Annotated in this window: 22 protein-coding genes; 20 read left to right on the top strand and 2 right to left on the bottom strand. The window is 67.4% G+C overall.

Annotation, left to right across the window (positions count from 1 at the left end):
• The first annotated feature begins 11 nt into the window (after window positions 1–11).
• From ABT061_RS29755 to ABT061_RS29730, 6 genes are all read left to right on the top strand, one after another.
• The gene (locus tag ABT061_RS29755; RefSeq protein ID WP_350924125.1) at window positions 12–170 is read left to right on the top strand and encodes a hypothetical protein; all 159 of its coding nucleotides are present in this window, start codon (window positions 12–14) and stop codon (window positions 168–170) included.
• Window positions 167–1,438, top strand: a complete 1,272-nt coding sequence (locus tag ABT061_RS29750) for an NAD(P)/FAD-dependent oxidoreductase (RefSeq protein WP_350924123.1) — start codon at window positions 167–169, stop codon at window positions 1,436–1,438. Before ABT061_RS29755 ends, ABT061_RS29750 begins: the two co-directional genes overlap by 4 nt.
• A 252-nt stretch (window positions 1,439–1,690) precedes the next feature.
• Window positions 1,691–2,452, top strand: a complete 762-nt coding sequence (fabG, locus tag ABT061_RS29745; protein WP_350924121.1) for a 3-oxoacyl-ACP reductase FabG — start codon at window positions 1,691–1,693, stop codon at window positions 2,450–2,452.
• 254 nt (window positions 2,453–2,706) lie between these two features.
• Window positions 2,707–3,516, top strand: a complete 810-nt coding sequence (locus ABT061_RS29740; protein WP_350924119.1) for an enoyl-CoA hydratase/isomerase family protein — start codon at window positions 2,707–2,709, stop codon at window positions 3,514–3,516.
• Window positions 3,513–5,165, top strand: a complete 1,653-nt coding sequence (locus ABT061_RS29735) for an AMP-binding protein (protein ID WP_350924117.1) — start codon at window positions 3,513–3,515, stop codon at window positions 5,163–5,165. Before ABT061_RS29740 ends, ABT061_RS29735 begins: the two co-directional genes overlap by 4 nt.
• A complete protein-coding gene (locus ABT061_RS29730) occupies window positions 5,158–5,811 on the top strand; it encodes a DUF6308 family protein (protein ID WP_350924115.1) in 654 nt (217 codons plus the stop codon). The genes ABT061_RS29735 and ABT061_RS29730 overlap by 8 nt, the downstream gene beginning before the upstream one ends.
• Before the next feature lie 24 nt (window positions 5,812–5,835).
• Here ABT061_RS29730 and ABT061_RS29725 read toward each other — a convergent pair whose 3' ends face one another.
• Window positions 5,836–7,386 (bottom strand): PucR family transcriptional regulator, encoded by a 1,551-nt coding sequence (locus tag ABT061_RS29725; RefSeq protein ID WP_350924113.1) that lies wholly within the window; start codon window positions 7,384–7,386, stop codon window positions 5,836–5,838.
• A gap of 463 nt (window positions 7,387–7,849) precedes the next feature.
• On the opposite strand from ABT061_RS29725, the gene ABT061_RS29720 reads away from it, so the two are divergent.
• From ABT061_RS29720 to ABT061_RS29675, 10 genes are all read left to right on the top strand, one after another.
• Window positions 7,850–8,920, top strand: a complete 1,071-nt coding sequence (locus ABT061_RS29720; RefSeq protein WP_350924111.1) for an ABC transporter substrate-binding protein — start codon at window positions 7,850–7,852, stop codon at window positions 8,918–8,920.
• A 25-nt stretch (window positions 8,921–8,945) separates the two neighbouring features.
• Entirely contained in the window at window positions 8,946–10,013 is a 1,068-nt protein-coding gene (locus ABT061_RS29715; protein ID WP_350924109.1) for an ABC transporter ATP-binding protein, read from the top strand.
• Window positions 9,991–10,866: an ABC transporter permease gene (locus ABT061_RS29710; RefSeq protein WP_350924107.1), complete on the top strand. Its 876-nt coding sequence runs from the start codon at window positions 9,991–9,993 to the stop codon at window positions 10,864–10,866. The genes ABT061_RS29715 and ABT061_RS29710 overlap by 23 nt, the downstream gene beginning before the upstream one ends.
• A gap of 5 nt (window positions 10,867–10,871) precedes the next feature.
• Window positions 10,872–11,678, top strand: a complete 807-nt coding sequence (locus tag ABT061_RS29705; protein ID WP_350924105.1) for an ABC transporter permease — start codon at window positions 10,872–10,874, stop codon at window positions 11,676–11,678.
• A 17-nt stretch (window positions 11,679–11,695) separates the two neighbouring features.
• The gene (locus ABT061_RS29700) at window positions 11,696–12,685 is read left to right on the top strand and encodes a phosphotriesterase family protein (RefSeq protein WP_350924103.1); all 990 of its coding nucleotides are present in this window, start codon (window positions 11,696–11,698) and stop codon (window positions 12,683–12,685) included.
• Window positions 12,682–13,524 carry an acyl-CoA thioesterase family protein gene (locus ABT061_RS29695; protein ID WP_350924101.1) on the top strand — a complete coding sequence of 281 codons (843 nt, stop codon included), beginning with the start codon at window positions 12,682–12,684 and terminating at the stop codon, window positions 13,522–13,524. The genes ABT061_RS29700 and ABT061_RS29695 overlap by 4 nt, the downstream gene beginning before the upstream one ends.
• Before the next feature lie 177 nt (window positions 13,525–13,701).
• Window positions 13,702–15,747 carry a hydantoinase/oxoprolinase family protein gene (locus ABT061_RS29690; RefSeq protein WP_350924099.1) on the top strand — a complete coding sequence of 682 codons (2,046 nt, stop codon included), beginning with the start codon at window positions 13,702–13,704 and terminating at the stop codon, window positions 15,745–15,747.
• 43 nt (window positions 15,748–15,790) lie between these two features.
• Window positions 15,791–17,605, top strand: coding sequence for a hydantoinase B/oxoprolinase family protein (locus tag ABT061_RS29685; protein ID WP_350924097.1), 1,815 nt, complete (start codon window positions 15,791–15,793; stop codon window positions 17,603–17,605).
• Window positions 17,602–18,933 (top strand): NAD(P)/FAD-dependent oxidoreductase, encoded by a 1,332-nt coding sequence (locus ABT061_RS29680; RefSeq protein WP_350924095.1) that lies wholly within the window; start codon window positions 17,602–17,604, stop codon window positions 18,931–18,933. Before ABT061_RS29685 ends, ABT061_RS29680 begins: the two co-directional genes overlap by 4 nt.
• Window positions 18,933–20,153, top strand: coding sequence for an acetyl-CoA C-acetyltransferase (locus ABT061_RS29675; protein ID WP_350924093.1), 1,221 nt, complete (start codon window positions 18,933–18,935; stop codon window positions 20,151–20,153). The genes ABT061_RS29680 and ABT061_RS29675 overlap by 1 nt, the downstream gene beginning before the upstream one ends.
• 178 nt (window positions 20,154–20,331) lie before the next feature.
• Here ABT061_RS29675 and ABT061_RS29670 read toward each other — a convergent pair whose 3' ends face one another.
• A complete protein-coding gene (locus ABT061_RS29670) occupies window positions 20,332–21,018 on the bottom strand; it encodes a GntR family transcriptional regulator (protein WP_350924091.1) in 687 nt (228 codons plus the stop codon).
• Between the two features lie 129 nt (window positions 21,019–21,147).
• On the opposite strand from ABT061_RS29670, the gene ABT061_RS29665 reads away from it, so the two are divergent.
• From ABT061_RS29665 to ABT061_RS29650, 4 genes are all read left to right on the top strand, one after another.
• Complete coding sequence (locus tag ABT061_RS29665; protein ID WP_350924089.1) at window positions 21,148–21,597, top strand: tripartite tricarboxylate transporter TctB family protein; 450 nt, start codon at window positions 21,148–21,150, stop codon at window positions 21,595–21,597.
• Window positions 21,598–21,607: 10 nt separating this feature from the next.
• A complete protein-coding gene (locus ABT061_RS29660; protein ID WP_350924087.1) occupies window positions 21,608–23,158 on the top strand; it encodes a tripartite tricarboxylate transporter permease in 1,551 nt (516 codons plus the stop codon).
• A 66-nt stretch (window positions 23,159–23,224) separates the two neighbouring features.
• Window positions 23,225–24,223, top strand: coding sequence for a Bug family tripartite tricarboxylate transporter substrate binding protein (locus ABT061_RS29655; protein ID WP_350924085.1), 999 nt, complete (start codon window positions 23,225–23,227; stop codon window positions 24,221–24,223).
• A gap of 10 nt (window positions 24,224–24,233) precedes the next feature.
• Window positions 24,234–25,001 (top strand): SDR family NAD(P)-dependent oxidoreductase, encoded by a 768-nt coding sequence (locus ABT061_RS29650; protein ID WP_350924083.1) that lies wholly within the window; start codon window positions 24,234–24,236, stop codon window positions 24,999–25,001.
• Window positions 25,002–25,003: the final 2 nt, after the last annotated feature.

The following is a 25,003-nucleotide window of genomic DNA, read 5'->3' as shown; positions in this document are numbered from 1 at the left end:
TATGGCGCAGCGTGCGATGGCAGCAGGTGACCGGCTTCGGCACGGTGACCGCGTGGGACGACCTCGGCGTCTACCGGCTGCTCGTGCAGCTGCCGCTCTCCGACCTGCCGGAGGACGCCATCCCCGACGGGCTGCGCACCCTCATGGAGGAGGCGAGACTTTGCACATGAGTGTGACAGCAGACGTAGTGGTGGTCGGTGCCGGCGTGATCGGCTCCTCGATCGCCTTCGAGCTGGCCAAGACGGGCCGCTCGGTGGTGGTGGTCGACAAGGCGAGCGGGCCCGGCCAGGGGTCGACCAGCGCGTCCAGCGCTGTGATCCGGTTCAACTACTCGACCTGGGACGGCATTGCGCTGTCCTGGGAGTCCAAGCACTGCTGGGAGAGGTGGGCCGACCACCTCGAGGGCGTGGACGACGCCGGGATGGCGAGGTTCCACCGCGTCGGCAAGGTGTTCATGGACGTCGACATCGCGCCGATGGACCGTGTCCTCCAGATGTTCGACCGGGCGGGGATCCCGTACGAGGTCTGGGAGGCCGACGAGCTGGCCCGCCGGATGCCCGGGCTCGACCCTGGCCGGTTCTGGCCTCCGAAGCGCATCGAGGATCCGGTCTTCTGGGAGGACACGGACAAGCGCCTGGGTGCGCTGTGGACCCCGGACGCCGGCTTCGTCGACGACCCGGGGCTGGCTGCCGTCAACCTCGCCAACGGCGCGAAGCGGCGGGGTGCGCAGTTCCTGTTCAGGCGTCAGGTGGTCGCCGTCCTCGGCGACGGTGCGGTGAGCGGTGTCCGGCTCGACGACGGCACGACCGTGAGCGCGCCCGTCGTCATCAACGCGGCCGGGCCGTGGTCCGGCAGGCTGAACGCGCTGGCGGGCGTCGGCGCAGGCTGGTCGGTCACCGTCCGGCCGATGCGCCAGGAGGTGCACCACGTGCCCGCGCCGGCCGGCTACAACGGCGAGGGCATCGGCCCGTGCATCGCCGATCTCGACCTCGGCATCTATATGCGGGGCGCCCCGGGTGACGGACTGCTGGTCGGCGGCACCGAGCCCGAGTGTGACGAGCTGCAGTGGATCGACGATCCCGACGCCATCAATCCCAGCCCCACCCGGCAGGTCTTTGAGGCACAGGTCACGCGTGCCGCCCGCCGCCTTCCCGGCCTCGGTGTGCCCGGCAGGCCGATCGGTGTCGCCGGCGTCTACGACGTCACCGAGGACTGGACCCCGATCTACGATGGCACGGAACGCGCGGGCTTCTACGTCGCGATCGGGACCAGTGGCAACCAGTTCAAGAACGCCCCCATGGCCGGGCGCCTGATGCGGGCCGTGATCGACGGTGAGAGCCGCGTCGTCGGTGAGCACACCGGGTTGGAGATAGGGCTCGCCGCCTTCGGTCGTGCCCGGCCGCGCAACGCGGACTCGACGGGCACGGTGCTGGGATGACCGAGCCCGTCTTCATGCCGTCCAAGCCAACTCCACCGAAACCGGGGTGATTCAACACCAGCTCACCGGGCTGGGGGTAGGTGGCGATCATCTAGGATCTCTCATCGACGACGCCGGCCCCAACGGTGAGGGAGCCGCTGTCAGCCTGAGAGCCTTGTACACCGGCCCGGCGCGCCCGTGCCGCCTGGGGCCGGCTACTCACGCAGCTGACCACCGGCACCTCCCCTGAAAAAAGAGAGTCAAGGAGACGACATGAGCAACACCAACGGCCGTATCGCGATCATCACCGGAGCCGCCTGCGGAATCGGTGCCGCCATCGCGAAGCGACTCGCTGCGGACGGCTTTGCTGTGGCGGTGCTCGACCTCGACGAGGCTTCCTGTAAGCCGGTCGTTCACGCGATCGAGTCCGCCGGCGGTCGCGCGCTGCCGGTCGGCGTTGACGTCTCCGATGCGGCCGGCGTCGAGGCCGCGGTGACCCGGGTCGCCGAGGAACTCGGTGACCCCACGGTGCTGGTCAACAATGCCGGCATCACCCGCGACAACATGCTCTTCAAGATGAGTGCCGAGGACTGGGACTCGGTGATGAACGTCCATCTGCGCGGGTCGTTCCTCATGAGCCGCGCCGTGCAGCGCTATATGACCGAGCACAAGTGGGGTCGCATCGTCAACCTCTCCAGCACTTCCGCGCTCGGTAACCGCGGCCAGGCCAACTACTCTGCGGCCAAGGCCGGCATCCAGGGCTTCACCAAGACCCTGGCCATCGAACTCGGGAAGTTCGGCGTTACCGTGAACGCGATCGCGCCAGGCTTCATCGAGACCGAAATGACCGCCGCGACCGCTGAGCGGGTCGGCGTCCCGTTTGAGGAGTTCAAGGCTGCGGCCGCCGCGCAGATCCCGGTTGCCCGCACCGGCAAGCCGGAGGACATCGCCCACACGGTGTCGTTCTTCGTCAGCGAAGGGGCGTCCTTCGTCTCCGGGCAGGTCATCTACGTCGCCGGCGGCCCCCGCGCCTGACCGGTGCCGGCAGCATCGCCGTCGCTCCCGCTTCGCCACCCGGCCCCCTCAAGATCATGCCTTGACGACTTCGCCGGGGCCCTACCACCGAATCCGCCATGCTCCACGCCCGGCGGTACTCCCTCTCACCGCACCCACGATTGGAGTCGGGATGGACAAAGGGAGTGCTGGGATCGTTCGCTCTCGACATGTGTCCGATGACAGGGCAGACGACCCGCCAGTACTTCTTGAACAAGCTCAGGATGAGGAGCGGAATGAAGAATCATCAAGATCGAGAGCCCGGATCAACGATCGAGTACGTGGCCCAGGACGGAGTGGCGCGGATCGCCCTCAACCGCCCGAGCCGACTGAATGCCGTCACCCCGCAGCTCGTGCGCGAGTTGCTGGAAGCGATTGAACAAGCACATAGGGACAGCGCGCGGGTCATCGTGCTCAGCGGACGGGGTCGTTCATTCTGCTCCGGTTACGACCTGAAGCATGAGGTGGTCGGAAGCCCGCCGGCCGACGAGCGCACCGAACGACTGGGCCGTATTCAGGCCCTGACCACCGAGCTACGTGGTTCACCCTGTTGTGTCATCGCTCAGGTTCACGGATACGCGTTAGGTGCGGGCGCGGAACTTGCGCTTGCTGCCGATTTCGTCGTCGCAGCTGAAGACGCGGTATTCGGATTTCCCGAAGTCGAAGCCGGCCTGAGTGTGACCGGCGGCATCTCCGCCATCCTTCCTCGACTCATCGGACCGGCACGTGCCCGGCGACTGATGATTTTGGGGGAACGGGTCGGCGGGAAGCAGGCGTACGAGATGGGCCTTGTCAGTCATGTAGCCGCCGGTAGCGATGTGCCGGCTGTCGTGGATTCGCTGGCCGATGCGGTCCTAAGCCGTCCGAGGGGGGCCGTCGAGGGCGCCAAGCGACTCCTTGAACAGGGCACTTGGGCGAACCTGGAAACTGCGCTTGACGCTGAGGTGCGATTCGCCCTCCGGGCCCAGGACTCGGGAGAGGCTCGTGAAGCACAGAAGAGATTTGCCGCAGGCTGCGGCCTTCATGTTGCGGGAGATGCGGGATGACGGGGACCGGCGGAGATGACGCCGTCAAGGTGCAGGATCTGGCCACGCTCGTGCGACGGGCGGCGAAGCTCTGGCCGAGCCGGTGCGCCCTGAGATTCGATCAGCATGACCTCGACTACACCTTCGCCGAACTCGACGAACTGTCGGACCGATACGGAGCCGTCCTCGGCACCCTCGGGATCAGGTACGGCGATCGGATCGCGTTGGTCTTCGACAACCGTCCGGATTACCCGCTGCTGTGGCTGGGCGCGGCCAAGATCGGCGCGGCGGTCGTGCCGGTGAACCCGAGATATTCGGTCAGGGAACTGACACGACTCCTGGACCACGCGGACCCCGCCCTCGTCGTCACCTGCTCCGACCACCTCGATCTCGTGCTCGAGTCGTCAGCCGAACGCCGTCGAGTTGCGGTGACCGACGTTGAGGGCAGGCCGGGAGTGATCGGCTTGAACGGCGTGGACGCCGCCGCGGGCTCCGCGCCGGGTGAGGCGGTTTATCCCGAGACCTTGGCCAACATCCAGTACACCTCCGGCACCACAGGCCACCCCAAGGGATGCATGCTGTCGCACGGCTACTGGACAACGATGGTGCGCAAGTACGCGGACGGCTTTCCCTATCTCGGTCCCGATGATGTCCTTCTCACGGCGCAGCCGTTCTACTACCTGGATCCGCAATGGAGCCTGGCGGCATGCCTCCTGGTGGGGTCGTCGCTCGTCGTCCTGGATCGTTTCCATCCCACGTCGTTCTGGGACAAGGTCCGTACGTACGACGTGACATACCTCTACTGCATCGGGATGATGCCGACCCTCCTGCTTCGCCAACCGGAGAAGCCCACCGACCGAGATCACTCGCTCCGTGCTGTGGCCTGCTCAGGCATTCCCAAGGACATTCATGCCGCGCTTGAAAAGCGGTTCGGGGTTCCCTGGTACGAGGGCTTCGGGATGACCGAGACCGGCGGTGACCTCCGGGTCCTACCCGACGATCATGACGAACTGGTGGGCACCGGGTGCGTCGGGAAGCCCAACCCGCATCGGGAGGCCAGGATCGTCGACGAGCGGGGCCGCGCCGTACCTCGTGGCGCCACGGGGGAACTGATCCTGCGCGGAGCGGGCATGATGGACGGCTACTACAGGGACGAGCCGGCGACTCGTGAGGTATTCCGCGACGGGTGGTTCCACACCGGCGACCTGGCGCGAATGGACGGCCTCGGCCGGGTGTATCTGACGGGCCGGTTGAAGGACATGGCACGCCGCAGCGGGGAGAACATCGCGTTGAACGAGGTCGAGGCGGTGCTGTGCTCATCCGAGCGGGTCAGCCAGGCGGCCTGCGTCCCGGTCGCCGACGACGTGCGAGGGGAGGAGGTTCATGCGTTCCTCGTCGTCGGCGGGGAGGTCGTCGGCGGGAAAGCGGAGGTCGCGGCGACGACTTTGGCTGAAGTCGTGGCACACGCAAGTGCGAACCTGGCACCCTTCAAGGTGCCGAGGTACTGGAGTTTCGTCGATCAGTTGCCGCTGACCCCGTCACAGCGGGTCGCCAAGGAGAAATTGCGTGTCCTGCCGGTTACCGCGTTCGACCGCACCACAGGGGAATACGTGCGCCTCGGGTCACCCTCGATCTCACCCGGGCTCGTCTCCGAGCGAGCCGATGCCTGAGCCTCGTCTGAAGATCGCCGGCCACTCGATCCGGGCGTCGGATGCCTGGGTGCTCCTCCAGTTACCACCTGATCTGGAATTCATCGGGTTCGACTATGCCGGCGATCTCAGCAACGACCCGCCGGGCGCGAGCGATGTCGTGGAGTTACAGGACTTCGGTCGCCTGCTGCTGCTGGGCGTCTCGTTGACTTCGGATGATGTCCGCTCGTGTCTGATGGCGGCCGAGCAGGCGCCGTGGTCGTCCGTCCCGGGGGACGCCCGGCTCGCCGAGACGCCGTACGGGGGCGTGGGGACGCCATACGCGCACGCAACTGTGCTGTACCGGCACTTCCGCTATCGTCATCGGCTCGAGGTCACGATCGCGTCGGCGATCCTCCATTTGAAACGCCCGTCCCTGGTTCCGCTCCTCAACAACCGGATCCTCGCTTTCTACAGCGAGCGGGCTGTCGACCTCGCCGCCTCAAGCATGAGCGAGTCCCCGCTGTACTGGGAGGTCTTCCGGCGGGACCTGATCGACAGCGCCCCCGGGATCGACGCGCTGAGACAGAAACTCATCACGGCCGATGACGCGGTATCGCGCGCGTTGTCGAGGCTGAGCGATGTACGGCTCTTCGGCATCGTGGTGAACGGCGTCGCGGCGAATTAGCCGCCTTTCCCCGGTATCGCGCGTTCAGAGGGCGGTTTGCAGGATGGCGTGCATCTGCAACGCGATTCCGAAGCTCAGCATCCACTCCGGGCTGCGCGGGTCCTTCCCTGTCAGCTGGGCGACGCGATCGAGCCGGTAGGAGAGCGTGTGCCGGTGTACGCACAGCTTTTCGGCGGTGGGTCCAGGACGGCAACCCATGTCGAAGAAGGCGGCCAGAGTGTTGACGAGCTCTGTGTTGTTGGCGGCGTCATGACTGATCAGCTCGCCGAGCAGGGTGTCGGCGAACGGCCTCATCACGTTCTGCGGGTCGAGGCCCGCGAGCAGCCCCGGCAGACCGAGAGAGGTAACGTCCTGGATCTGACCGGCCGTCTGTCCTGAGTACTGGCTGGCGGTCGCCGATTCGCGGATCGCCAGGGCGAGGCTCTCCGCGTCGGTCTTGGGCCGGCTGCGGCCGATCGTGATCGCCTTCCACCCGCGGGCCTGGCATGCCCGGAGGAAATCCTCGGGCACTGTGCTGTCGACCGGCTGCACCAGGCAGAAGATCTTTCCCTGCAGGCCGCCGACTATGGGTCTCGTGCTCGCTGCCGCGACATCCTCTAGCAGGGTGAACGCCCGCGCTTCGGGAGTGCCCCGGTCGAGCCGCACCGCGAAGACCCGGTATCCCTCGGCCGGTTCGAGCCCCATCCCGCGCAGCGCCAGTGCCAGCTCTCCGTGGTTCATCGATCCGTCCACCGCGGCGCGCAGGAGCTGCTCGACCGCGGCGCGCTGGGCGTCGCGCCGGGACTTCTCCCGCGCGAAGCGGAGCAGCATGGCGGAGCGGGCACGCTCGAAGAGGAGGAGCTCGGGAGAGGTCAGCCGACGGCGCCCGATGTACACGACGGCGCCTTCGACCTGATCGTGCAGACCGACGCCGACCAGAACCGCGAAGCGGCCATCGCTCAACTCGATCTGCGTCGTGTCGATGAGGGGCAACGTACTCAGCACGGCCTCGAGCTCTGCGGGCACGTTCAGGCTGCGCTGGCCGCGGTGACTCCACGAAGAGACGACAAGGCCGGTGTAGTCGACGAACATCGCATCGAACCCGGACACCTGACGGGCGGTCAGTTTCAGGATCGTTTCGAGGTCGGCGCCCACCATGACCGCGGCGACGAGCGAATCGTGCAGTTTCAGGATCCGGGTCAGGCTCGCCCGCCGAAGGGTTTCCACGAGCCGCCGCAGATCCCGTACGAAGGTCGCGGCGTTGACGGGGCGAGGGCAGCAGGCCAGGGAGAGTCCGGGCGTTCCGGCGTCCACCGCCAAAGCCGGCTTCGCCGCACCCGGCTCCATGCCGACCACCACGAGTGTCCCGGCGAGGTGGGGCAGCTCACGGACCCTTGCGAGGGCGGCCGGGATGCTGGCGGCGTCCACGACCAGGATTTCCCCTCGTCCGTGAAAAGCCGACGGCTCCGCGGTGACGGCCTCCACCGGCAGCGTCGCGTCGGTGGTCTCGCGGATGAACGTGGTCGGGTGTTCGAGCGCACTCAGTGCGGTGGATGCGGACACGTCGAACACGCTGGGTGTGCTGGCGTGCGTCAAACGTATCTCCTTGTGTGCTGCGCCTCCGGCTGGAGCCCTTCCCGCCCCGGGCCCGTCACGATCTGTACACTCCCTGGCGCTGATGGTGTGACCTACCATACGGCCGACGCCCGCCGACCGGCACCCGTACCTTAGCGTTCTTGCCTAAAGCGCTGCGAAGGTGGACAAAACGCTGGCCAGGACCGACGGCCATCCTGGCAGCGCCGGCGGCGGGTCCGGAAGCGCCGGACGCACGATGTCCCCGCCCTTCTTTGGCCACTTGGCCATGTGCGCGCCGTCGAGACTGTCCATCCGTCGGCTGACGTGATCCGGGCCACGTGTGACTCTCTTACGACCGATCCATCGCGGTGACGCCGACCGTCAGCGCGATGGATCGTGACAAGCCGTGCAGGCCGGCGACCAAGGGGCGAGTGGCAGGCTGCTGCACTGACCCAAGAGCGGGAGATCAACCGTGACGAGAAGAATGTCCAGAAGAGCCCTACTGCCACTTCTGCTAGCTCCAGCGGTGGTGCTTTCGGCGTGCTCGACCGGCACCGCCTCGGATGGGGCCGACGGTGACAAGACCACCATTCGTCTGATGGCTTATGCCACCGGCGGATTCAAGGAAAAGTATATCAAGGCGGTTGTCGAGCCGTTCGAGACTGCGAATCCGGACGTCAAGGTGGAGTACGACCCGGTCGTCTCGTCCGCGGAGATGCTTGGCAGACTGCGTACCCAGAAAAACAACCCGACGGTCGACGTTGTGATCATGGACCTGTCGGTCGCCGAGAGCGCCAACAAGGAAGGCATCTTCACCCCGCTGGACCCCACTGCGGTCCCCAACATGAAGGACCTCAGCGAGCACGCGAAGGTGCGTGACAACTTCGGTCCCGGCATCACGTTCGACAACCTGACGCTCGTCTACAACACCAAGGCCGTGACCACTCCGCCGACGTCGTGGAACGACCTGTGGGACCCCGCCTACAAGGGGAAGATCTCGATCAGTGCTCCGCCTCAGCTGGACGGGATCGGGCTGACCGTCATCCTGAGCAAGGTCCTGGGCGGGGACTACAAGACGTCCATCGATCCGGCGATCAAGCGTCTTCGCGAGCTGGCACCGTCCGTTCAGACGTGGAACCCCCAGCCGGACACGTACACGCTGGTCAAGTCCGGTCAGGTCAACCTGGCCCTGGCGTGGAACGCGCGCAGCCAGCTGCAGCATGACGAATCCGATGGCGCACTGGACATTGCCCTTCCGAAGGAAGGCAGCATCATGCAGGTCAACACCATCAACCTCGTCAAGGGCAGCAAGCGGGCGAGTGCCGCGCAGACGTTCATCGACTACGCGCTGAGCCCCGAGGCGCAGGCCCTGTTCTCCGCGGAAATGTTCTACGCGCCGACCAACACGCTGGCCAAGGTCAGCGACGAGGTCGCCCAGCGGACCGTGATGACGCCGGACAAGCTCAAGACCATGATCGAAGTCGACTGGAACCGGCTCGGGGAGCAGCGCGCCCAGTGGACCGAGGTCTGGCGCAAGGACGTCATCTCGCAGTAGTTCCGGGCAGACCGAGGAGTCCAGTGTGGAAGACGCGTATCTCGCACTTAGCAAACTAACCAAAACATATCCGAACCAGTCCCGGTCGGCCGTGCACAACGTCGACATCGACGTCGCGCGTGGCGAGTTCATCTCGCTGCTCGGACCGTCGGGTTGCGGCAAGACGACGACGTTGCGAATGATCGCAGGTCTGATCACCCCCACATCCGGCCACATCCGTGTCGACGGGACCGACATAACCAACCGCCCTGTTCACAAGCGAGACATGGGGCTGGTGTTCCAGTCCTACGCGTTGTTCCCACACATGTCGGTAGGAGAAAACGTCGATTTCGGGCTTCAGATGCGCCGTGTCGCCAAAAGCGACCGCCGGCGTCGAGTCGCCGAAGCCCTCGACATGGTTCACCTGACGCACCTCGCGAACCGCCGGGTGAGCCAGCTCTCCGGTGGGCAGGCGCAGCGCATCGCGCTGGCGCGGGCGTTGGTGATCGAGCCCACCGTGCTGCTCCTGGACGAGCCGCTGAGCAATCTCGACGCGAAGCTGCGTGAGGAGCTTCGCGTCGAGATCCGGCGGATCCAGCAGGAAACCGGGATCACCACGGTATTCGTCACCCACGACCAGGACGAGGCGCTGGCGATGTCCGACCGGCTGGTGGTGATGTCCGAGGGGCGCGTCGAGCAGGTAGGTGAGCCGTGGGCCGTCTACGAGACCCCGGAGAACCGGTTCGTCGCGGACTTCATCGGCCGGACCAACATGTTCGACGGGCAGGTGGCCGGCCAGAACGACGGCGTACTGCGGCTGGAGGTCGAAGGGCTCGGGACCCTGTCGGTACGCGCGCAGCGGACCGACAGGGCGAGCGCCACCGTGATGGTTCGGCCGCACCGGGTGCGGATCGAGCCCGCTCAGCGGATGGCGAACGAACTGAAGGGGCGCGTCGTCCAGTCGAGCTATCTCGGCGATGTCGAGTCCGTCGTGATCGACGTCAACGGCACCCGCGTCCTGGCGGAACGGACACACAGCGGCCGGCCGCTGACGGCCGGTGTGACGGTCGGTCTTGGATGGGGTGACGCGGATGCGTACGTCATCCCGCAGTAGCGAAGGCGGCACTCTCAGGGTGGCGGCGGCCGCCCTGCTCACCCCGGGGCTGCTGGCCCTCGGGGTCAGCTTCCTGGTGCCCCTGGTGTGGCTGGCGCGTATGTCCTTGAACAGGACCGTCGGACCGGCCGAGCTCCAGCCGGCCGTGAGTCTGCGGTCCTACATCGACGTGCTGACCGACGGCTTCGTGTGGGAGGTCGCCTGGCACACGTTGTGGCTCGGCGTCCTGGTCACCGTCCTGGCGATCGTGGTGTCGTACCCCATCGCGCTCTTCCTCGCGCGGACGCGCTCGCGCCTGCGCGGACTATTGATGGCGCTGGCGATCGCACCGCTGTTGACGTCGTCGGTCGTACGGACCTTCGGCTGGCTGATCCTGCTATCCGACGACGGCATCGTGAACTCGGCGCTGAGCAGGCTGGGGATCACCAGCGAGCCGCTCACGCTCACCAACAACGTCGCCGGCGTGGTCATCGCGCTCGTCGAGATCACGATGCCGTACGCCGTCCTCGCGATGATCGCCGGGTTCGGCCGGGTCTCCAAGGATCTGGAGGACGCGGCCGGATCGCTGGGCGCCGGACGGCTGCGCTGCTTCGTCCGGATCACGTTCCCGCTGAGCCTGCCGGGTGTGCTCACCGGGGCGCTCATGGTCTTCGTGCTGACCGTCTCCGCGTTCATCACGCCGAGGCTCATGGGCGGCGGCCGGGTCTTCCTGGTCGCCACCGAGATCTACGACCAGGCGACGACGACGCTGGACTGGCCACGTGCATCGGCCCTCTCCGTGCTCTTGCTTCTCCTCTTCGGAGTCTTCCTGGTCCTGTATCAGCGCCTCTTCCGCATGGTGGAAGGAAGGTAAGCGGCATGAGATCTCTCTCCGAAGCGATCTACCGGACCATCGCCGGGATCGTGGTCGGCTGCAGCTATCTGTTCCTGCTGGCGCCGCTCCTCGTGGTCTTCGTCATCTCCTTCGGCGCCAGCCCGAACCTCGAATTCCCGCCCAAGGACTGGTCCATGCGGTGGTACGTCGACCTGGCGGGCAACGGCGAGTTCCTCGAGGGCCTGCGTGTGTCGCTGCTGCTCGGCCTGGTCGTGACGGTCGTCTCGCTCGTCGTCGGCACGGCCGCCGCTCTCGCGCTCACCCGGTACGGCTTCGGCGGACGGGACGCCGTGATCGGTCTGTTCACCTCGCCGCTGCTGCTCCCGAGCGTCGTCCTGGGCCTGGCCCTGCTGCTGGTGCTCGGGCCGGTAGGGCTCGTCGGCACGTATCCGGGTCTGGTCGTCGCGCATCTCGGCCTGACCATTCCGTACGTGGTCCGCACCACGATGATGAGCCTCAACGCGGTCGACCCCTACTGCGAGCAGGCGGCACGGACCCTCGGCGCCGGTCCGGTCACGACCTTCCGCCGGATCACCCTGCCCCTGATCACGCCCGGCCTGATCGCCGGCGCGGCGCTGTCGTTCATCATCTCCTTCGACGAGGCGGTGGTGTCGCTCTTCGTGGTCGGCACCGGCCGTACCACCCTGCCGGTGGTGGTGTTCCGCTACGTCTCCAACAACACCGATCCGCAGGTCGCCGCGCTGTCGGTGGTCCTCATCGTGTTCTCCCTCGCGGCCGTCGCGTTGATCGAGCGCGCGCTCGGTCTGAAGCGCGTGCTCAGTAAGGCCTGACCGATATGACACAGATCATGACCGTGACCGGAGCCGTCGAAGACTCGCAGCTCGGCACGACCCTCATGCACGAGCACGTCTTCATCAACCTGCTGCGCGAGTATCGGGGCACCGGGCTGATCCAGGATCTCCCGCTGATGCGGTCCGAACTCGACCGCTATCGCGAAGCCGGCGGTGTGACGCTGGTCGACGTGACATCCGCGGAGCTGACCTGGGGCGCGAGCCCGGACCCGGGTGGCGTGTATCGCACCGGGCAGCCGGTCACCGCCTCGGCCGAGCACACGAGGGCGCCGGACAACGTCGCCGCGCTGTATGAGCTGTCGGCTGCGACCGGCGTGCGCATCGTCCTAGGGACCGGCCACTACCGCGATCCCTATCTGGCCTACGAGGATTTCGACCGCAAGAGCGTCGATGCGATCTCCGAACTGTTGGTACGCGATCTGGTCGAGGGATTCGCCGGAACACGGATCCGGGCCGGCCTCATCGGCGAGGTCGGCTCGGACCAGTGGTTCATCTCGGCCAGGGAGGAGCGCAACCTGCGTGCCTCGGCCCGCGCGTGCCGTCGTACCAACGCGGCGATCAGCACGCACGCGGCGCGATGGCCGGTGGGCCGCCGGCAACTCGACCTGCTACTGGAGGAGGGCGTGCCGCCCGACCGGGTGATCATCGGGCATTGCGACACGGTGAATATTCCCGAGTATCACCTCGACCTCGCGAGAAGCGGATGCTACGTGCAGTTCGACACGATCCGGCCCGGGTCGGAATTCGCGCTGAACAGTCGGGTCGCACACATCGTCTCGCTGATCCGCACCGGTTTCATCGACAGCATTCTGCTGAGCCATGACGTGTGCGGCAGAGACCATTTGCAGGCGTACGGAGGCGGCGGGTTCGGCTACATTTCCCAGCACTTCTCACAGAGGCTGGCGCACGCCGGCGTCGATCACGGCGAACTCGACCACATCCTCATCGAAAATCCACGGCGAGCGCTTTCGGGGGAGGCCGGGTGACGGCGCCCCGCGATTGCGGGCAGGGCCGGCTGGCCATACGGTTCTCTGATCTCGATGTCGCAGGGCATGTCAACAACGTCGCCTGGCTCAGGTTCGTCCATATCGGGGTGTCTCGCGCGCTCGCTTCCCGGCCACCGCCTCATCGAGCAAACCAGGCAGGTGCCGAGCGCGGACCCGGCGAGATCGCATGGCGGTGTGCGGACATCCGCTACCGCCGGGCGATCCAGGCGGTGGGGACCCCGATCACAGTCCGCGCGAACCCCGTCGAACAAACGGACGGCGTGCTCGTCGTCGCCTGCGAAGTGGGCGCCGTCGAACCTGACGGCCGTGTGATCGATTGCGTCACAGCGGAGATCTTTCTCGGCCCGCCCGCGATGACCGCGCTCGAACCCGATGCGTCGAGCGCGCATCGCGGGCCCAAGCCGGCACCGCCCGTGCCCACTGACCGGTGGCCGTGGTCGATGGTCGTTCCGGTACGCGCGACGGACCGGACGGACAGCGGGTCCCTTTCGCCGACCGCAGCGGCCGACCTGCTGCAGGAGGCACGGCACGACGCGTTGTCCTCGTGGCGACATGGGCTCCGGGGCCGACTGATCGTGGCCCGAACCGTGTTCGGCTTGAGCCAGGCGACGGTCCGGGGGGAGATACGCCTCGACTCCCGGTGTTCCCGCGTCGGTCGTGCGTCCGTCGATCTGGCCTCGTGCGGCGTCGATCCGGCCAGCGGCGCGGTCGTGGTCCGGTCGACCACGAGGATCGCTCGGCTGATGACCGGTACCGACCCATCGGCTACCCCGTGGTCGGATGCCGAACGTGCCCTGCTTCAGGACATACGTGGATGAGTGTGCGACCGAGCCAACCGGGACCCGTGGCTCCAATTGGCCACGCCCCGTCGAGCGGTTGTGGACAGTTGGATATATGGCCTAACAACTCCGGCTCATACAGTTGCGAAAGTCGACAAAAGAAACTAACCCCGACAACCATGAGCGCGATGTCTTACGGAGAATTAGGGACACCGGATGTACCGAATTGGAATTGACACTGGCGGCACGCATACAGACCTCGTATTGCTAGATGAGGAAACCGGCAGGATATGGGTTGAAAAGGTCCCTTCGACGCCTCGGCGAATAGTCGACGCCGTGCTGTCCGGAGCCTCGCAAATCCTCGAAAAGGCGGGCGTCGAGCCCGGAGACGTGCACACGATCGTCTACGGGACGACCGTCGCGGTGAACATGATTCTCCAGGGAGAGCGCATCTCGGCGGGCCTGATCACCACCGCCGGATTCGGCGACGTCCTGGAGGTCGGAAACTCCTACCGGAGCGGCAACATCTACGACGTACAGTGGGAGCCCAGCCCGCCCATCATCGAACGCCGTCACTGCTTCGAGGTTCGCCAACGCCATGACTTCCGCGGGCGTGAACTGAAGCCCCTCGACGAGGAGCAGGTACGGCACATCGCCGGAGCCATCAGGGAACTGGGCCTGGAAAGCGTCGCGGTCTGCCTGCTGCACGGCTACACCCAGCCGGCCCACGAGGCGCGGGTGGCCCAGATCCTGGCCGAGGAGGTACCGGAAATTCCGGTGTCGCTCTCCTCGGTCGTGAGCCCGCGCATCTCCGAGTACGAGCGCGCGAGCACGACCGCCCTCGACGCCTACGTCAAGCCGAAACTGAGCGCCCATTTCGTGGACTTCGCCGAGCAGGCGGAAGAAGCCGGATTCGGCGCCACATTGCTGACCATGCAGGGCAGCGGGGGTACGTTCAGCCTCCGGCAGGCCGCAGAGAAACCAATCCGGGTCGCCAACTCCGGGCCGGTGGCCGGGGCCATCGCCGGCTCCTACTTCGCGGCCGAGGTCGGCCAGGCGAACGTCATCACGTACGACATGGGCGGCACCAGCACCGACCTGGCGGTGGCGATCGGCGGGGCGCCCATCGTCGTACCTCGCGACAAGTTGCTCGGGCACCCGATCCAGTTGTCGAGCATCGAGATCACCCCCATCGGATCCGGCGGTGGATCGATCGTCTGGATCGACGAGGGTGGCGCGCTGCGGGTCGGACCGGACAGCGCGGGAGCCAGCCCGGGGCCGGTCTCCTACGGCGCCGGCGGGACGCGGCCGACCCTGACCGACGCGGCCGTGGTCACCGGGCGGCTCAACCCGGACTACTTCCTCGGGGGGCGTCAGCGGCTCGACCGGCAGGCCGCTCACGATGCGCTGGCGTTGTCCAGGCACGACACCGACGACTGGGATCCCGAGCACTGGGCCGCCGGGGCGATCGCCATCGCCACCGCCGACAGCGTCCGCGCGATCAGGCGGGTGTCGATCGCCCGCGGGCTTGATCCACGTGATTTCGCGATCGTCGGCTTCGGCGGAGCGGGCGGCCTGATCGTCAGCGATGCCGCCCGCGAACTCGGCATCCCCACCGTGGTCATCCCGCCGAGCCCCGGCAACGTGTCGGCGATGGGCCTGCTGCTCGCCGACCAGAGCTGTGACGCGGTCGCTTCGCGGCTATGCCCGCTGGACGAGGTCGATGTCGGCGTGGTGAACGATTGGTTCGACCAGCTTGAGACCGAGGCGGCCAAGGAACTCCTGTCCGAAGGCATCGAGATCGATCGGATCACGGTGGTGCGGACCGCGGAGATGCGGTACCGGGGCCAGAGTTTCGAACTCGTGGTGCCCTTCGAGAAGAGGCACGGCGACCGGGCGCTCGACCACCTGGCCACGGCCTTCCACCAGCTCCATGAGCAGCGCTACGGCCACGCCTCCCCGGACGACCCGGTGCAGTTGGTGAGCCTGCGGGTGTCCGCGGTCGCCGCGACGGCCAAGCCGGCCTTCCCCCGGCTGGAGAAGGCCGCCACCGCCTGCGCCGACGATGCGCTCAAGGAACGGCGTCCGGTCGTGTTCGACGAGCGGATGGACACCCCCGTCTACGACCGCGCCCTGCTGCGGCCGGGCCATCTCATCGAGGGGCCCGCGATCATCGAGGAGCCGGGGAGCACCACCGTGATGTGGCCCGACCAGAAACTCTCCGTGAGTCCGATCGGCACGCTCGTGCTCACCGCGCTCTGAGCGCCTCATTCCGAACGAGACCCGACACATGAAAGAGAATTTCGTGAACTCAGCGGATACGCGAGACGCCGCCTCAGGTCGCAGCCTGGATGTGGTGACCGTGGAGGTCATCCGGAGCGCGCTGGAGTCTCTCGCGGAGCAGATGACCGAGACGATGACGCGTACGAGCTACTCCCTGCTGCTGAAGGAGGGCAAGGACTGCTCGTCGTCGATCTTCGACGCGCGTGGCCGGCTGGTCGCCGAAGGGGCCAACGTACCGGTCCACCTCAACGCGCTCGGGCCCTGCCTCAAGGGCATGCTGAAGCACCATTTCCCACCGGCGACGCTTGTCCCCGGCGACGTCATCCTGACCAACGATCCGTACGTCGACGGCAGCGTCGGGGCGCACCACACCGCCGACTTCATCATCTACGAGCCGGTCTTCTGGGACGGCGAACTGGTCGGCTTCTCCACGATCTTCGCGCATCTGGCGGGAGCCGGCGGTCTGGATCCGAACGACTGGCACACGAGCATCTTCGAGGAAGGCCTGCGGATCCCCCCGGTCAAGCTGTATTCCGGCGGCGTCCTGGACGAGGACCTGCTCAAGCTGATCCTGACGAACACCAGCGTGCCGTACGCGCAACGCGGTGACCTGCTGGCCCAGGTGTCCGGGGCCCATGTGGGTGCCGACGGGTTCCGCCGCCTGCTGGACCGGTACGGCCTGGACGTTGTCCTACAGGCGGTCGACGCGCAAATCGACTACGCCGAGCGGCGCACCGCGGAGTACATCCGGCGGATCCCGGACGGCGTCTACCGGGCGGAGAAGCCGCTGCTCGAAGACGGCAGCATGGGCGGTCCCGTCCGGCTCCGGCTCGCGATGAGGGTCGCGGACGACCGGATCACCTTCGACTTCACCGGTTCCGACGCTCAGATCGCGGGACCGATAAACTGTCCGAAGTCGGCGACCATCTCGGCCTGCCTGTTCGGCCTGCTGGCGATGATGCCGCCGGACATTCCCAAGAACCAGGGCCCGGCCAACCTCGTGATGATCGACGCGCCCGAGGGCTCCATAGTCAACCCGACCCCGCCCGCGGCCGTCTACCAGCGGATGGCGGTGACCCATCAGATCGTGGACATGATCTTCGAGGCCATGGCCGGGGTGCTGCCGAAGGCGGTGGTGGCCAACTCCTGCGGTCTCATCTACGGTCGCGGATCCGCGGTGAACACCACCACCCATCCGGACGGCGGCGACGTCTCGGCGCGCCAGGAGTGGCGGATGGGCACCGGACCGAGCACCGGCGGCCTCGGCGCCCGGGCGAGCCGGGACGGCCTGAGCGCGATGCCGGGTTGGATCACCAACGTGGCCAGCCCTTCCATCGAGAGTTCCGAGTGGGAAGCGCCCGTGCTGTACCGGTCGAAGACCCTGTACGCCGACTCCGGCGGGGCCGGTCGATGGCGTGGCGGGCTGGGCCTGAAACTGAGCTGGCAGGTCAAGGGTGAGGCGGCGAGGTTCTCGCACACCTCGCAGTACTCGGCCATCCCGCCGAAGGGCCTGTTCGGCGGGCACAGCGGCGCACCAAGCCGGTGGGTCGTCAACGAAGGCAGGGAGTCCGAGCAGGTTCTGCGGTATCAGACCGGCCCGACGATGAGCCTCGACTACGACGACACCGTCACCTTCTACACGCCCGGCGGCGGAGGGTACGGCGATCCGCTGGATCGGGATCCGGCTCTGGTACGGGCCGACGTGCTCAACCGCAAGGTGAGCGCCGAGGCCGCACGGGACGTCTACGGCGTTGTGCTCACCGGCACCTTCGAGGTCGACGAACCGGCGACCGCCGAGCGGCGGGCCGCCCTCCGATCGGCTCGGAGCCGGTCATGACGACTGTGCACACGAGTGCGAGGGGAACGGCGTCGAGGCCGACGGTCGTCGTCGGCGGCGGTGTGCTGGGGCTCTGCGTCGCGTGGGAACTCGCCCGGTGGGGCCACCAGGTCGTCGTCCTCGAACGGGACCGGGTCGGCAGCGGAGCGTCCCGCGGGAACGCAGGGGAAATCTGCTCGTCGATCGTGGGTCCGCTCCCGGCGCCCGGCATTGTCAGCACGGCGCTGAAGAACATGTACCGCAAGGACAGCGCCCTCTACGTCCACCCGGCGGCAGCGCTGACCATGGGCGCCTTCCTCTTGCGGATGGCCCGGAACGCCACCGCCGAGCGCTTCCACGCCGGGGTCCGTGCGCTGACGCAGCTGGGAGCGGACACCTACCAGCGGTTCGCCGCGCTGTCGGACAACGGGGTAGGCATCGAGGTCACCCGGCGTGAATACCTGTACCTCTTCCCGTCCCGCGCCCGGACCGAGCGAAAGCGGGCATTCCTTCGCGAGCACTATCCGGTCGAACACGACCTCGGCGAGATCCTGGACGGGCCGGAACTCCGTGCCCTGGAGCCTTGCCTGGGGGAGCGGGCTCAATCCGGGTTCGTACTGTCCGGTCAGGCGCAGGTCGACCCGAGCGCCTTCGTGGACGCGCTCGCCGATGCCCTGCGGGCCGGCGGCGTCGTGATCCACGAGGGCGCACGGGTGACGCGAGTCGTGCCGTCGTCGCGGGACGTACGCGTCGCGTCCACAGCCGGCACCTTCACGGCCGGGCACGTCGTCATCGCGGCCGGGGCCGGTTCGGCTGATCTGACCGGGAATCTCGGGCTCAACCTGCCCGTCCGTCCCGGTAAGGGATACAGCTTCAGCATCGCCCCCGCGGCACCGCTCACCCGGGTGCTGAAGCTGGAGGAGGCGCACGTGGGCGCCGTCCCGCTGGACGGGGTGGTACGAATCGCCGGAACGATGGAGTTCGACGCCATGGAAGACAGGTTCAACCGCAGTCGGATCCGGGAGGTCGTCAACGCGGCCGCGCCGTATTTCACCGGCGTCGACTGGGCACGGCGGACGGCGGAGTGGATGGGGCCGCGTCCGATGACCCCGGACGGGCTCCCGTTCATCGGCGCGATGCCCGGTGAGTCACGGGTCTTCCTGGCGACCGGGCACAACATGCTCGGTGTCATGATGGCCCCCTCGACCGCGCACCTGCTCGCGCGGCTGATCGACGGCCAGGACGTTCCGGCGTTGCGGCCGTTCGACCCCGCCCGCGCGCCACGGCGCCGTGGACCGCGGCCGACCGGCCCGGCGGCGCCGGGCAGGTCGCGACGGAGGGAGAAGTAGTGCCGGAGGCGGTCATCATCGCGGCGGTGAGATCACCCATCGGCCGCGCGGTGAAGGGTTCGCTGGCGTCGGCGCGCCCGGATGACCTGGTCGCCCAGGTCATCCGGCACGGCCTTGAGCTGGTGCCGGAGGTCGATCCGGCGGACTTCGAGGATCTGCTGCTCGGCTGCGCACAGCCCGCGGGGGAATCGGGCTTCAACATGGCCCGCACGGTGGCGATCCGGTTGGGCTTGGACGGGCTTCCGGGGACCACCGTCAACCGCTACTGCGGTTCGTCGATGCAGACCACACGGATGGCCTTCCACGCGATCAAGGCCGGCGAGGGCGAGGCGTATATCTCGGCCGGCGTCGAGACGGTCTCCCGGTTCGGCCGGGGAACGGCCGACGGATGGCCCGGTACGAGAAACGAAATCTTCACCGCGCCGGGCGAGCGGACCGTTCGACGTGTCCACGAGCGGGTCCACGGCTGGGACGACCCGAGGGATCTCGGGCTGCTGCCCGATGCGCATATCCCGATGGGCCAGACCGCCGAGAACGTGGCATGGCTGAGAGGGATCGAGAGGGAGGACATGGACCATTTCGCCGTGCGCTCACAGCGGCGCGCGGAGAAGGCGACCGACATCGGATTCTGGGCTCGGGAGATCTGTCCGGTGCGCCTGCCGGACGGGCGGATGGTCACCGCCGACGACGGACCGCGGCGCGGCGTGACGTACGAGGCGGCTTCCCGGCTTCCACCGGTGTTCCGGCCCGACGGCCGGGTCACCGCCGGCAACAGTTGCCCGTTGAACGACGGCGCGGCGATGCTCGTCGTGATGAGCGATACCAAGGCGCGTGAACTGCGACTCACGCCGCGCGCGCGTATCATCGCGACCGCCGTCACCGCGCTGTCCCCGGAAATCATGGGACTTGGGCCGGTCGAGGCGACCCGCAAGGCGCTCCGTCGAGCCGGCATGACCATCGCCGACATCGACCAGGTCGAGATCAACGAGGCGTTCGCGTCGCAGGTGCTGGCCTGCCAGAGAGACTTGGACATCGCCGACGACCGACTGAACGTGAACGGGGGCGCGATCGCGATGGGGCACCCGTTCGGAATGAGTGGCGCACGATTGACGGCGACCCTCCTGAACTCCCTGGAGTTCCACGATGGCCAGGTCGGGCTGCAGACGATGTGCACGGCCGGCGGACAGGGCATGGCCATGATCGTGGAGCGGCTCTCGTGAGGCAGGGTGCCGGCTGAGATACACCCTTCGGGCGAAGACCTCCATGACGACCAGGCAGTACAAGCGCTTGAGCGGCATGGTGCCGCAGTGGAAGAAGTCGCACGACACACAGGTGTCGGTGCCGCCGGCCCGGGTCCATCCCGCCAGGCCGGCTCCGGCCGTGAAGACCGCCGCGCCTTCATTGATCACCGTCGATAAGCCCGCTGGCGAGCATCACCTGCAGTGACCGCTCGTAGTGCTCCGCCAGCAGGGCGGTCGCCTTTTCGGTGTTTCGCTGGAGCGTCGCCTCAAGGATCAGCTCATGCTCCTCGGCTACGGACCGCGTGGACGCAGCGGGCGACGGGGCGGACCAGCGACGGTACAGCTCCGTCGAGTCGAAGGCGGTCTCGGCGATGGTCATGAGCATCGGAACCTCGCACGCCTCGACAAGAGCCAGGTGGAAGGCTCGATGAGCACGCGACCACGCTTCGGTCGTGTGCTCGGGGTCTTCGGGCGTGCGCCGGGGCGTGCGGGTGAGCACGTGGTACGCCGTCACCACCGAGGTCTCCCAGGCGAGGTCGCCTCTCTCGATGGCGAGCCTCAGCGCGAACGTGTCGCAGTGCGTGCGCACCCGAGTGAGGTCTTCCAGACCGCTCAGGGAGAGGCTCGGGACGAAGAAGCCCTGGTTAGGTCGGGCCACCACGAGCTTTTCCTGAGTGAGGCGGACCAGTGCCTCACGGATCACCGTCGTGCTGGTCGAGTGCCTGCTTGCGAGCTCCGCAGGCTTGAGGTGGGTTCCGGGCGGCAGCTTGCCTAGCACGATCTCGCCTTTGACGACCTCGTGGAAGTGCGAGGCAAGGGTGCTCGCCCCCTTCTGTCGGACCATACGGGAGATCATAACGGACGCTCGGCAAATAATGCATTCTCTGTTGACGAATGCACTATCTCTTGGCTAGCGTCCGTTCCCGCAGGATGTCCTGCCGGTTACGCAGGTGTTACGCGGAGGTCGCCGCCGATGACGAAGATTCGCCTCTACAGGCTCAACAGCCTGGTGATCATGCTGTTCGCGCTGGGGGTGATGGCCTACGCGCTCTCACTGCCGCTCGGTGGCCTGCAACAGCCCGGCGCGGGGATGTGGCCGCTGGCCGTCTCCGTGGTCATGGCCTTGGCGGCCCTGGGCCTGCTGGTCGGCGAGCGCGACGACGGCGACTACGAACCGCTGACCCGGCGGACCTGGATCATCGTCGCCGGGTTCGGGTTGATGGGCGCGTTCATCGTGATCTTCTCGATCGCCGGCCTGACCCTGGCGTCCTTTTTGATGTGCCTCGTCTGGCTGCGCTTCATGGCCGAGTACCGGTGGCGCACGAGCCTGGTGCTGTCGATCGCCCTGACCGCGATCGCCGTTCTCACCTTCTCCGTCATGCTCGGCATCCCCATGCCACACGACGTACTGAATGTCCTGTGAGGGGCGAACAATGAACTTTGGTGATCTCCTCCTTGGCTTCGAAGTCGCCCTCCAACCCGAAAACCTGCTCTATGTCTTCATCGGCGTCGTCGTCGGCATGGTCGTGGGCATCCTGCCCGGCCTCGGCCCCGCGCCCACGATCGCCCTCATGCTCCCGCTGACCTACCTCCTGCCGCCCGCCGGCGCGGTGCTGATGCTCGCCGGCATCTACTACGGGGCGTACTACGGCGGCACGATCACGTCGGTGCTGCTCCGCCTGCCGGGCGAGGCCGCCAGCGTCGTCACCGTGTACGACGGGCACCAGATGGCGCTGAAAGGCCGCGCCGGGCCCGCGCTCGGCATCTCGGCGATCGGCTCCTTCATCGGTGGCACGGTCTCGGTGGTCGGCCTGCTCTTCCTCTCCCCGGTGATCGCGGACTTCGCGCTCACCCTCGGCCCGCCCGAGTACGGCATGCTGGCGGTGGGCGGCCTGCTCATGGTCTCCGCCCTGGGCCAGGCCCGGATGCTGAAGAACATCATCGTCGCCTGCCTCGGCCTGCTCATCGCCGCCGTCGGCATCGACGCCATCACCGGCGTCGCCCGCTTCACCGCCGGCTCGACCGAGTTGCTGCGCGGCATCGACTTCGTCGCCGTCGCGATGGGCCTGTACGGGCTCGGCGACGTGCTGTACGACCTGGAGCAGAAGGCCCGCAACGCCCGGATCGACGGCAAACTGGGCCGGATCCTGCCCACCAGGCAGGACATGAAGGACTCCGCCGGGGCCATCGGCCGCGGCTCGGTCATCGGCTTCCTGCTCGGCCTGCTGCCCGGCGGCGGCGGGGTCGTCGCGTCGCTCGCCTCGTACGCCACCGAGAAGAAGGTCTCCAAGCACCCCGAGGAGTTCGGGCGCGGGGCCATCGCCGGTGTCGCCGGGCCCGAGACGGCCAACAACGCGGGCTCCACGTCCTCGTTCCTTCCGCTGCTGTCGCTCGGCATCCCGTCCAACGTCGTACTCGCCCTGATCTTCGGCGCGCTGCTGATCCAGGGGATCACCCCGGGCCCTCAGCTCGTCACCAGCCACCCGGAGATCTTCTGGGGCGTGCTCGCCTCGATGCTGGTGGGCAACCTCATGCTGCTGGTGCTGAGCATGCCGCTGGTCAAGGTCTTCGTGCACCTGATCAGGGTCCCGATCGGGATCCTGTCCACGGTGATCGTCGTGGTCACCATGGTCGGCGTCTACTCCATCTCCAACAGCACCTTCGACATGTGGATCATGCTCGCCTTCGGTGTCGTCGGGTACGCCATGCGCAAGACCGGGTACGACCCGGGACCGCTCGCGCTCGCCGTGATCCTCGGGCCGCTGCTCGAAACCTCGTTCCGGCAGTCCCTGCTCATGTCCGGCGGATCCCTCGGGATCTTCGTCCAGCGTCCGGTGTCGCTGATCATCGTGATCACGCTCGGCGTACTGGTGGTCTTCCAGGTGATCGCCCGGCTGCGCAGCGCCACCAGGCGGAAGTTCATCGAAGAGACCCGGCACGACGGGGCCGCCGCCCAGGTGGACGAGCCGGCCTCGACCGGCTGAACCGGCCTGGACCGCAAACCCTGATCGCTTCACCACCAGCCACCCCCGATGAAAGTAAGGCCAGAAATGGGTTTCTCACTGACCCGGTCCAGCAAGTCCGCAGGCGTGGCCGCGGCGCTGGTCACCGCCCTGTCGCTGACCGCGTGCTCGTCCGCCGGCGACGCCGGTGACGCCTCCTCCTACCCGTCCAAGGTCGTCGAGATGGTCGTCCCGTACGCGGCCGGCGGCCCCACCGACATCTCCGCCCGCGCCCTGGCCAAGGGCCTGAAGAAGTCGCTCGGCGTCAACGCGATCGTGGTCAACCGGCCCGGCGCCTCCGGCATCACCGGCACCGCCGAGGTGGCGACCGGCGCGAAGAAGGACGGCTACACGATCCTCTACAACACGGGTGACGCGTTCGTGCAGTCCACCATCCGCAGCGCGCCGTACAACTTCGACAGCTTCACCCCGGTGGCCGGCGTCATCTCCCAGCCGTACCTGCTGGTGACCTCGGCCAAGTCCGGTCTCAAGTCGTTCGCAGACCTGGCCAAGGGCAAGGACCTGACCTACGCGGTCTCCGGCATCGGCACCCCCACCCACCTCAACACCGCGATGCTCTTCGACGGGCTCGGCGTCAAGTCCACCGCCGTGCCGTACGACGGCGCCGGTCCCGCCGTGCAGGCGCTGGTCGGCAACCAGACCGACCTGGGGATGCTCGACGCGTCGGTCACCATGCCCTTCGTGACCAGCGGCGACCTCGTCCCGCTCGCCGTCTTCACCCCGGACGGCAAGAAGCTCGACTACGTCGACGCACCCACCCTCCAGGAGGCCGGTGTGGACGTCTCCAGCATGACGTCGTCGGTGTGGGGCGTCGCCGTACCGGCCGGGACGCCGGACGAGGTGGTCAAGAAGCTGCGCGAGGCCACCCTCACCGCCGCCCAGGACACCGAGTTCGTCACCTTCACCGAGAAGAACTACATGCCGCGCCTCGAAGGCGACAACGAGCTGAACTGGTACGCCGACCTGAAGACCACATCCGAGACCACCAAGGCCGCCCTGGCCAAGTTCAGCATCGAGCTGAAGTGAGCGTGACCTCATGACCCGGCTCACCGGCAAGGTGGTCGTCGTCACCGGCGCCGGCCGCGGGATCGGCTCCGCGATCACCGAGGCACTCGCCCGCGCGGGCGCCTCGGTGATCGCCACCGACCTGGACGGCGCGAGCGCCGAGGCGGTACGCGACCGGATCCTCGCCGACGGCGGCGACGCGATCGCGGTGACGATGGACGTCTCGGACCGGTCGTCCGTCGTCGCGGGCCTGTCCGCCGCGGTCGACCGGTACGGGCACCTGGACGTACTGTTCAACAACGCTGGGATCCTGCGGGAGAACCCGTTCCTCGAGGTGACCGAGGACGACTGGCGGCAACTGATGACCGTCAACGGCCTGGGCACCCTGATGTGCACCCAGGAGGCGGCGCGCATCATGATCGCCCAGGGTCGCGGCGGGAAGATCGTGAACACCACGTCGATCGCGGCCAGGCAGGCGAACGCCACATTCGCCCACTACGCGGCCAGCAAGGCGGTCGTCTCCTCGCTCATCCAGTCCGGCGCACGCGCGCTGGCCCCGTACGGCATCACGGTCATGGGCTTCGCGCCCGGGATCGTGCGGACCGAGATGTGGGAGGGCGTCGTGGCCGACCCCGAGGCCCGCGGGGCACGGGAGGCCGGTTACGCCGAGCGGATCCTGCTCGGCCGGGTCTCCGTCCCCGAGGACCTCGGCCCCACCGCCGTGTTCCTCGCCGGGCCGGGCTCGGACTACATGACCGGTCAGGTCGTCATGGTCGACGGCGGCATGGTGCTGGTCTGACC

It is taken from the genome of Streptosporangium sp. NPDC002544 (genome assembly GCF_040295965.1).
Taxonomy (GTDB): Bacteria; Actinomycetota; Actinomycetes; order Streptosporangiales; family Streptosporangiaceae; genus Streptosporangium.
The sequence above is the reverse complement of the archived record's forward strand: the minus strand, read 5'-3'. Positions and strand labels throughout refer to the sequence as shown.